Genomic DNA, 1100 nt, shown 5'->3' with positions numbered 1-1100 from the left:
AGAATTAACAGAACCCGTCACATCTCTTAGTGCATATAGTTTTTTATCAGCTGGTGTTAAATTTCCAGATTGACCTATCACAGCAACTTTATTTTCATTAACAAGTTTAATAAAATCTTGTTCACTTATCTCTACATTAAAACCATTTACTGATTCTAATTTATCAATCGTTCCACCAGTATGACCTAAACCACGACCACTCATTTTAGCTACAGGTACACCCAATGACGCTACTAAAGGCGCTAATACTAGTGTTGTCGTATCTCCCACACCACCAGTCGAGTGCTTATCCACTTTTACGCCTTTAATTTGAGATAAATCAATCTTATCTCCTGAATTAACCATTGCCATCGTCATTGCTGCTCTTTCTTCTTGGTTCATATCTTGGAAAAAGATGGCCATAGCTAAACTCGAAGCTTGATAATCAGGGATGTCACCTTTCGTATAACCATTAATAAAAAATTCAATCTCTTCTTCTGTTAGCGCATGTCCGTCACGTTTTTTCTCAATAATATCTATCATTCTCATAAAAATCATTCCCTTAAATGAATCTTTTAATAATCTGAGTTGGAATCAAGACCCTCTATAATTTGGACTCCCGCACTTGCACCAATTCTTGTCGCACCTGCTTCAATCATTTTTTCGAAGTCTTCTAGACTTCTCACTCCTCCAGATGCTTTTACTTCTAAGCGGTTGCCTACAGTATCTTTCATTAATTTGACGTCTTCTGGTGTAGCTCCCCCACCAGCAAATCCTGTAGATGTTTTAACAAAAGTAGCGCCTGCTTTTTCAGCTAATTCACAAGCCTTAACTTTTTCTTCATCAGTTAAAAGTACTGTTTCAATTATCACTTTAACTGTTTTTCCATTAGCAGCTGCGATAACACCCTCAATATCTTTTTGCACTTCATCATAGCGTTGATCTTTTAAAGCCCCAATATTAATAACCATATCTATTTCTGAAGCACCATTTTTAATTGCATTTTCAGTTTCGAAGACCTTTACGTCAGTCGTAGTTGCCCCTAATGGAAATCCGATTACAGTACACACAAGTACATCTGTATCTAGTAATTTTTGACTTGCATAACTAACATGAGTTTG

1 protein-coding gene and 1 pseudogene are annotated in these 1100 nt (G+C 36.4%); both read right to left on the bottom strand.

The window, feature by feature from the left end; all coding sequences use genetic code 11:
* Positions 1-528: pseudogene (locus ACFVU3_RS40200) on the bottom strand (thymidine phosphorylase); the annotation flags it as partial.
* Positions 529-554: 26 nt separating this feature from the next.
* The coding region (gene deoC / locus ACFVU3_RS40195) for a deoxyribose-phosphate aldolase (RefSeq protein WP_390073729.1) at positions 555-1100 on the bottom strand (546 nt) is incomplete at its 5' end.

Origin of the sequence: Streptomyces sp. NPDC058052 (assembly GCF_042885515.1) — a bacterium.
Lineage (GTDB): Bacteria > Actinomycetota > Actinomycetes > Streptomycetales > Streptomycetaceae > Streptomyces.
The sequence above is the reverse complement of the archived record's forward strand: the minus strand, read 5'-3'. Positions and strand labels throughout refer to the sequence as shown.